The sequence below is a fragment of the Streptomyces sp. HSW2009 genome (assembly GCF_040240285.1).
Lineage (GTDB): Bacteria > Actinomycetota > Actinomycetes > Streptomycetales > Streptomycetaceae > Streptomyces.
This window is the reverse complement of sequence record NZ_JBEHZD010000372.1, coordinates 1-8,266: the sequence shown is the minus strand read 5'-3', so window position 1 is coordinate 8,266 and position 8,266 is coordinate 1. Positions and strand designations below refer to the sequence as shown.

Sequence of the window (8,266 nt, the reverse complement as noted above, 5' to 3'; positions counted from 1 at the left end):
TTTTTTTTACTTCCCCCCCCCCCCTCATTATAAACAATCTCTTTTGCGCGGGGGGGCTGATTTTTTAATCAGACCCCCCCCCCGCCCCCCCGCCGGGGGCCCCCCCCCGGGCGGGGGGGGGGCCCCCCGGGGCCGGGGGCGGCCCGGAGGCCGCCCGCGGGACCGGAGTGCGTCAGACGCCGGCCGTCTTCCCGGACTCGCTCGCCGCGGGGTCGGTCGGCGCGGTGCCGGCCGGGCGGGCGTCCTCGGCGTCGGCGGCCAGGGCAGCCGCCGCGTCCGCGGTGTCGGTCAGCCCGGGAAAGCCGCCCGCCGCGCGGGCCTCCATCCGGGCCCTGCGGGCGTCGGCCGCCGCGCACAGGTCCTGCGCCGCCTGGTTGAAGCGGACCAGCGACGGCGGGTCGGACGGGCCGAGCAGGTGTTCCTTGAGAGCGGCCCGGTCGGCCGCGTACGGGTCGCGCTCGGGGTGTCGGATGGCGTCCAGGAGCGCCGGCACGCCGTCGGCCTCCGGGGTGAGAATCGCCGCGGCGCGCACGGTCGGGAACCCGTCCCTGAACTCCTGCTCGGACAGCCCGCTGGTGTTGGCCACCGCGTACGGCTTCTCGCTGCTCAGGTAGTCCGAGACCACGCTGGAGACGTCCGAGATCAGCAGGTCGGCGTGGTTGAAGCAGGAGAAGATCGCCGGCCGCGGACCGGTGATGACCTGGTGCTCCCCCTCCGGCAGCGCGGCCCAGTAGGCGTCCTCCCAGGCGGCGAGGGCGCGCTCCACGGCCGCGGCCCGGTCGCCGTCGGGGGCGCCCTGGAGCAGCATCCGCTCCAGCTCGTCCGTGTCGGGCCGGAACGAGGTGGTGGTGAGCTGCCGGAGCTCCTCGGCCCGGCGCGCCAGCTCGGCAGCCGCCTCGGGCCCCGGCCGCGCCCCGGCGCGCCCGACGTTGGCCTGGGCGATCATCGCCTTGATGCGCTCGTTGGCCTGGCCGGCGCGGGGGTCGACGGAGCCGGTCATCGGGTGCGGCTTGTAGAGCAGGCGCACGCCGGGGTCGGCGAGCAGCGCCCGGACGATGTTCTCGCCGGCCAGGATGACCGAGGTGTTGCCCGGGTTGCCGTCCCAGCCCTCCCAGGTGGGCGCGTACAGCACCTGCGTGTACGCGCCGGTGGGGGCGCCCGCGTACGGGGCGATCGGGGCGAGCTGCGGGCGGCCGACCTCGACCACGTCCTTGTCCTCGACGCCGATGTCGGCGAGCTGGTAGCGCTCGCGGGCGGCCGGCCCGGCCACCCACACCTCGTCGTACACCTTCGCGTACGGGTTGCAACTGGAGAGCTTGTCGCTCTCGCCGTGGTTGGTGAACGCGTGCTTGATCGAGGGGATGCGCAGCACCTGGGAGGTCTTGCCGGAGTTCGCCGGGTGCAACAGCACCTTCAGCGTCGAGTGTTCGAGCCGCATCAGGTTGACGACCTTGGGGATGCAGACGATCGGGATGTCGGTCGCGTCGATCTTCTGCACCATGAACCGCTCGCGGAGCACGATGATCGGCTTGCCGTCGAGCGCGGCGAGCGTGGAGAGCCACATGTTCGCCTGGTACGCGGAGGAGGTGCCGCCCGAGAAGTACATGCCGACCGTCGGCTGGTAGTCGGCCAGCCAGCCGTCCAGCCACTCCAGCGCCTGCTCGTCGCCGACCGCCCGCTTGCGCGGCAGCAGCCAGGTGCCCAGCCAGAGCAGGCCGCCGAAGGACAGCACGAGCGCGATGCCGAGACCGACCCAGCCCCAGACGGCGTCCTCGGTGGCCGCGGTGGCCAGCAGGCCCGCGGTGGCCGGCACGGCGAAGCGCAGCAGCCGGCGGGCGGGCTGGCGGGCCAGCAGCCGCGGCGGCGCCGCGGTCAGGTGCAGCGCGCTCGCGTCGATGTTGCGGGTCACGAACGGCAGCAGCCGCCGCCGCTTGATCAGCACCGCGAGGGCCTGGCAGACGAAGTGCGCGATGTAGAAGAGCAGCAGTCCGACGATGAGCGGGGCCTGCTCGTGGGTCGGGTCGATGCCGTCGATGCGCAGCAGCCCGACCATGACCAGCATGTCGCGCAGCAACTGCCGCAGCGTGGCGTCGAAACGGATCTTGCTCAGCAGCGAGAGCAGCCCTGGCTGCTTGTGCTGGAGATACAGATCGAGGGCGAGCCCCGCCGCCGAGGCGGCGATGAAGAGCGGCACGTTGGGCAGCAGGGCGCCGATGAGCTGAGTGGTGAAGAACACCATCATCGCGAGCAGTGCCGCCAACTGGACGAGTCGGCGGGGGGCGATTCCGGCAGAGGGCACGGGGTGGGCTCCTGGCAGAGGAGAGCTACGGAAGCGGACAAAAAGGTACGGAAGCGGAGGGAGCGGCCGTGAGTTGGCCGATCGTTCCACGCGCCGTCACCTTCGAGACAGCGTCTGGATACGGTTTGACCACCGACGGTATGCCGTGGCCAGCCCCGGTGACAATCCATCGCAGGAGCAATAGCCGCGAACCAGGCCAATTGTCCACTGTTCGATGCGGGAGCGCGGGCCGACACCTGTCGTACGGGCTCTGCGGTGGGGGCTCCGCCTCGTACGGGTTCTCTGTCTGTCCGTGCCGGGGGACGGGCTCGGTGGCTTCCCCGTACCTCTCCCCGTACCGCTTCCGCTTGCCACTCCGGGTACGACCTCGCGTACCGCTCCCGCCGCGCGCCGCGCCGCGGCCAGGCCCACTGCCAGCGGCCCGCGGAGTGTTCCGGTCCGCTGCGCCGTCCGGCTGGTGAATGGTCCGGCAGGTCGGGGGCGTGCTGCCGTACATTGCGCAGCAGCGCCCGCCCGGGGCCTCCCGGGCTCGGCCCCGCCCGTGGTGCGGCGGCCGGTGGGCGGCGACCGGTGACGGGCACGAGGGCAGGTGGGGACGGCCGTGGCAACCCAGGACGAGTCGGCGCGGACCGAGGCGGGAGACGCGGCGCGGGGCGGGGCGCCGGGTTCGGACGGGGCGTCCGGCTCGAACGGCGCAGCCGGCCCTGACGGGCTGCGGGAAGAGGTCGTCGCGGCTCGGCGGATCGTCGTCAAGGTCGGTTCGTCGTCACTGACCACCGCGGCCGGCGGGCTCGACGCCGACCGGGTGGACGCGCTGGTGGACGTGGTCGCCGCGGTGCACGGCGAGAGCCGGCAGATCGTGCTGGTCTCATCCGGGGCCATCGCGGCCGGGCTCGCCCCGCTCGGCCTCGACCGGCGCCCGCGCGACCTGGCCAGGCAGCAGGCCGCCGCAAGCGTGGGCCAGGGCCTGCTGGTGGCCCGCTACACGGCGTCCTTCGCACGCTACCGGCGCCGGGTCGGCCAGGTGCTGCTGACCAGCGACGACACCAGCCGCCGAGCGCACTACCGGAACGCCTACCGGACCCTGGACCAGCTCCTGGCCATGGGCGCCGTACCGATCGTCAACGAGAACGACACGGTGGCCACGGACGAGATCAGGTTCGGCGACAACGACCGGCTCGCCGCGCTCGTCGCCCACCTGGTCAGGGCCGATCTGCTGGTGCTGCTCTCGGACGTGGACGGGCTCTACGACGGTGACCCCGCCACCCCCGGCACCTCCCGGATCGCCGAGGTCAGCGGGCCGGCCGACCTCGCCGGGGTGTCCATCGGCAGCGCCGGCCGGGCGGGCGTGGGCACCGGCGGCATGGTCACCAAGGTGGAGGCCGCGCGGATCGCCGCCGCGGCCGGCGTCCCGGTCGTCCTCACCTCGGCGAGCCGGGCCGCCGACGCCCTGCTCGGCCGACCCACCGGCACCTTCTTCCACCGCACCGGCCGCCGCGCGCGGGGCCGCCTGTTGTGGCTGGCGCACGCCTCTGCGCCGCGCGGTGCGCTGGTGCTCGACGACGGTGCCGTACGGGCGGTGGTCGAGCGGCGCAGTTCGCTGCTGCCGGCCGGGATCAGCGCGGTGGAGGGCGAGTTCACGGCCGGCGATCCGGTCGAGCTGCGGGACGGTACGGGGCGGGCGGTGGCGCGCGGCCTGGTCAACTTCGACGCCAAGGAGGTGCCGCGGCTGATCGGCCGCTCCACCCGGGACCTGGCCCGCGAACTCGGCCCCGGCTACGAGCGCGAGGTGGTCCACCGCGATGACCTGGTCGTCCTGACGCACTGAGCGCCGCCGGCCGGGGCGTGGTCGGCGGGTTGCGCCCAGTCCGGCCCGCGCTTCGTTACCGGCCCGCCGACCAGGCCCCGGCTCGCGCCCCGACGGCGGCCTACGCCCGGTTCCGCCCCCGCGTCCCGCGCGGTGCCGCGGGCCGGCGGACCACTTGATGTCCTGTGGGGCGTCACCCTCGGACCAGGAGTCGAAGCGAACCGAAGGGAAAGCGGCAAAAGAGCCACCTTTCCCGGAGGACCTTTCGTAAAACCGCCCCATAACCGTCTGCGGGCTGGTCAACTTTGTTGCACGGGGATGCCGGAGGCGTCCCCGTGCAAGCACCAGACGGCTTCGCCCGGGGGACGAGCGAAGCGGCGAGTAACAGGAGGCCGTCGGTGAGACAAGGACGACCAGCGGCGCATCCCCGAATCGGGGGACCCGCCCACATCCGCGCGACCGTACCCGGACAACCCACGCTGGTCAGCGTGGACCTGAGGGAGCCGGCGGCCACCGAGACCGCCGGGGCCCGCCCCACACCAGCCGGCAGCGGCGGCCGGGAGCCCGAGACCACCCGCATGTGGCACATCACGCTCAGCGTCTCCGGCCCGGTGACCCCGATCTCCGAGGTCCGGCGCGGTCTGGAACAGCTCGCCCATGACCACCCCTTCTTACTGAGCAGCCGGTACGCCGTCGGCCACGCCGAGATCCGCTACTGGGAAGAGGCCCGCGACCTGCACGACGCCGCGGCCCTCGCGCTGCGGCTGTGGGGCGAGCACCGCTCGACCGCCAAGCTCCCGCCGTGGGAGATCGTCGGCCTCGAAGTCATCGACCGCCAGACCTACCACCACCGCGTCACCCGGGGCCAGGGCCCGGGGGCTTCCCCGGTCGGCGTGCACCCGTACTGACCCGCTCGGGCCCCGTCCCGCAGGGCGAGATGGCCGGGGACGGGGCCGACGGCGCGGCTAGCATGCCGCGCATGAGCAGCAGCGAATCCGACATGTCGCCGGTCATCCGGGCCGCCCGCCGCGCACGCGAGGCCGCCACCCTCCTCGCGCCACTGCCGCGGGCGGCCAAGGACGCGGCGCTGCTCGCCGTCGCCGACGCCCTCCAGGCGCGGGCCGCCGAGATCGTCGCGGCCAACGCCGAGGACGTCGACCGGGCCCGCGCGGCCGGCACCTCCGACTCCATCGTCGACCGGCTCACGCTGACCGAGGAGCGGGTGGCGGCCAGCGCCGCCGACGTCCGCCAGGTCGTGGCGCTGCCCGACCCGGTCGGCGAGGTGGTGCGCGGCTCGACGCTGCCCGGCGGCATCGACCTGCGCCAGGTGAGGGTGCCGCTCGGCGTGGTCGGCATCATCTACGAGGCCAGGCCCAATGTGACCGTCGACGCGGCGGCGCTCTGTCTGAAGGCGGGCAACGCGGTACTGCTGCGCGGCTCCTCCTCCGCCCACCGCTCCAACACCGCCCTGGTGGCCGTCGCCCGCGACGCCGTCGCCGCGGCCGGGCTGCCGGCCGACGCGGTGCAGTTGGTGCCCGGCGAAAGCCGCGCCGCCGCCCGCGAGTTGATGCGCGCCCGCGGCCTGGTGGACGTGCTCATCCCGCGCGGCGGCGCGAACCTGATCCAGACCGTGGTCACCGAGTCCACGGTGCCGGTCATCGAGACCGGCACCGGCAACTGCCACGTGTACGTGGACGCCGAAGCCGACCTGGAGATGGCCGTCCGCATCCTCATCAACTCCAAGGCCCAGCGCCCCAGCGTGTGCAACGCCGCCGAGACGCTGCTGGTCCACCAGGGCGTGGCCGCGGCCTTCCTGCCCCTGGCGCTGGCCGCGCTCGCCGAAGCCGGCGTCACCGTACACGGCGACGCGGCCGTGCAGCAGGCCGCCGAGCAGGCCGGATCGCCGGCCACCGTGCTGCCGGCCACCGACGAGGACTGGGCCACCGAGTACCTCTCGTACGACATCGCCGTCGGCGTGGTGCCCTCGCTGGACGCCGCCGTCGCGCACATCAGGCGCTGGTCCTCCGGGCACACCGAGGCGATCGTCACCACCGCCCAGGCCGCGGCCCGGCGCTTCACCCAACTGGTCGACTCCACCACGGTGGCCGTCAACGCCTCCACCCGTTTCACCGACGGTAGCCAGTTCGGGTTCGGCGCCGAGATCGGCATCTCCACGCAGAAGCTGCACGCCCGGGGGCCGATGGGGCTGCCCGAGCTGACCTCGACCAAGTACGTGGTGACCGGCGACGGTCACGTACGGTAGCCGGGTTGGCGGGTGGCGCGGCGGGGGCGGCGGGGCGCGGGGCACGGGTGAGGGACCTGCCGCCCGGCACCGCCCGCCGGGCACCGCACCGGTGCCCCGGACACCGCGCTGGACTCCGGATCGGGCACCACGCCGGACAGCGCGTCAGGCACCGTGCCGAGCACCGTGCCGGACTCCCCTCAGGAATTTCGCTCCGCCCTGCCCAAAACGACCGCCCAGGGCTAACCTGGACGCGTGCTGGACGACGTGGGGGGCAAGCCGTTCCCGGACGGCGACGAGCCCGACGACCACCACCACGGGGCCGCGGACCCGGGTCCTTCCTCGCCCCAGGCGGGGGAGGAGACCGAGTTCGCCTCCGTGGTCTTCGACGAGGACTTCGTGCGGTCCGCCGAAGTCCATGAACCAAGCGCCGCCGAGCGGATGCTCGCCGCGGCCCAGGCGCGCGCAGAGGCCGAGGCGACCCGCGCAGGACAGCGGCGCGGCGCCCCCGACGACGACCCCTACGACGAGGGGTACGGGCCGGACGGCGAGTTCGGCCACGACCCCGACGACCCGCGCCACGACGGCAGGTACGGCTACGGCAGCCTCGCCGACGAACTCGACGCGGACGACGAGTTCGGCCCGTACGGCAAGTACGGACAGGCCGGCCGCCCCTACCGCGGGCACGCCCACTGGCAGCGCCCGGTCGCCTGGGTGCTGGCCGTGCTGATGGGCATCGGGGTCGTCGCGCTCGCCTTCACCGCCGTCTACCGCGGCGCGTCCGGTGGTGGCGGCAGCCGGCAGGGTCCGAGCCCCTCGCCCGCCACGTCGGAGGTGGACAGCGCGCCGGGCGGCCAGCCGGACGCGGTCCGTTCCCTGCACACCGAGGACGGTGGCTCCCTGGCGCCCGCAAGGACCGTCTCGCACGCTCCGTGACGACGTCGGCTTTCGTCCGAACTTGTCGGGCCCCCAGGGCGTTTATCTTCGTCGCCATCGACCTACTCTGGTGGTATGAGCGGGCCTTCAGACCCCCCGGACGGGACACCCGAGAGCGTTTCGGGGGGTGACGACGAGTACCGCTCCGTCGTGTTCGACGAGTCCTTCGTCCGCGCCGCCCGCCTCCAGGAACTCTCCGCGCAGGAACGCATCGGTGACCACGCCCCGGCCGTGCGCAGCCGCCGCCCCTGGCGGCGCAAGGAGAAGAACAGCGCGTCACCCCAGGTCGTCATCGTCATCATGCTCATCGCCCTGGCCTTCGCGACCGCCGTCTACATGGGCGTGCAGCGCCCGTACGAACAGACCGCGGCGCGCGCCGCGGACCCGCTGCGCAGCACGCTGGTGCCGCTGACCCCGCGCGGCCAGGTGCCGGGCGGTCCGGCCGCCTCCCTGTACGCACACAGCCCGGCCAAGAAGTTCCGGATCGGCGCCGACGGCATCACCCTGCCGCCCGCCCAGCGCACCGCGCACTTCTCGCAGGACCAGGTGGGGGAGGCGCTCGCCACGGCCAAGGAGTTCCTGGTCCACTCCGCGCTCGACCCGGACACGCTCGCCGGCGGCGATGCCCGGCTGGTGCGGCTGCTCATCGACCCCGACCAACTCGGCCAGTTCGACGCGAGCATGGCCCGCCCGAGCGACGACGGGGAGCACGCCGCCACCGGCTGGGTGCTGCGCTTCGACCCCGCGCGCGTCTCGCTCGCCGACGAACCGGTGCGCGTCCAGGGGCGGCTGACGGTCAGTGAGGTGAACGGCTCGGCCCTGGAGGTCGTCGCCGACCACACGTACGTGTACGCGCTGCGCCGGGCCGCGAAGGGCGCGCCCAAGCCAGCCGACGGGCCCACCGGGACCAAGCCCACCGGGACCGAGCCCACCGGCACCGCGCGCCCCGGCGACGGCGCCCCGGGTGCCGACGGCACCGGCG

6 protein-coding genes are annotated in these 8,266 nt (G+C 73.9%); 5 read left to right on the top strand and 1 reads right to left on the bottom strand.

The window, feature by feature from the left end; all coding sequences use genetic code 11:
• Positions 1–172: 172 nt before the first annotated feature.
• A complete protein-coding gene (locus tag AAHZ94_RS23655) occupies positions 173–2,299 on the bottom strand; it encodes a CDP-glycerol glycerophosphotransferase family protein (protein WP_349995020.1) in 2,127 nt (708 codons plus the stop codon).
• A gap of 712 nt (positions 2,300–3,011) precedes the next feature.
• Here AAHZ94_RS23655 and proB point away from each other — a divergent pair.
• The 5 genes from proB to AAHZ94_RS23630 form a co-directional block, all read left to right on the top strand.
• Positions 3,012–4,127 (top strand): glutamate 5-kinase, encoded by a 1,116-nt coding sequence (proB, locus tag AAHZ94_RS23650; protein ID WP_349995022.1) that lies wholly within the window; start codon positions 3,012–3,014, stop codon positions 4,125–4,127.
• Positions 4,128–4,594: 467 nt separating this feature from the next.
• Positions 4,595–5,014 (top strand): DUF8830 family protein, encoded by a 420-nt coding sequence (locus tag AAHZ94_RS23645; RefSeq protein WP_502964758.1) that lies wholly within the window; start codon positions 4,595–4,597, stop codon positions 5,012–5,014.
• 71 nt (positions 5,015–5,085) lie between these two features.
• Positions 5,086–6,369, top strand: a complete 1,284-nt coding sequence (locus tag AAHZ94_RS23640) for a glutamate-5-semialdehyde dehydrogenase (protein ID WP_502964757.1) — start codon at positions 5,086–5,088, stop codon at positions 6,367–6,369.
• Positions 6,370–6,603: 234 nt separating this feature from the next.
• Positions 6,604–7,284, top strand: a complete 681-nt coding sequence (locus AAHZ94_RS23635) for an SCO2584 family spore wall biosynthesis protein (RefSeq protein WP_349995014.1) — start codon at positions 6,604–6,606, stop codon at positions 7,282–7,284.
• A 75-nt stretch (positions 7,285–7,359) separates the two neighbouring features.
• Positions 7,360–8,266 (top strand): SCO2583 family membrane protein (locus AAHZ94_RS23630; RefSeq protein ID WP_349995012.1); only part of this gene is annotated, 907 nt, incomplete at its 3' end.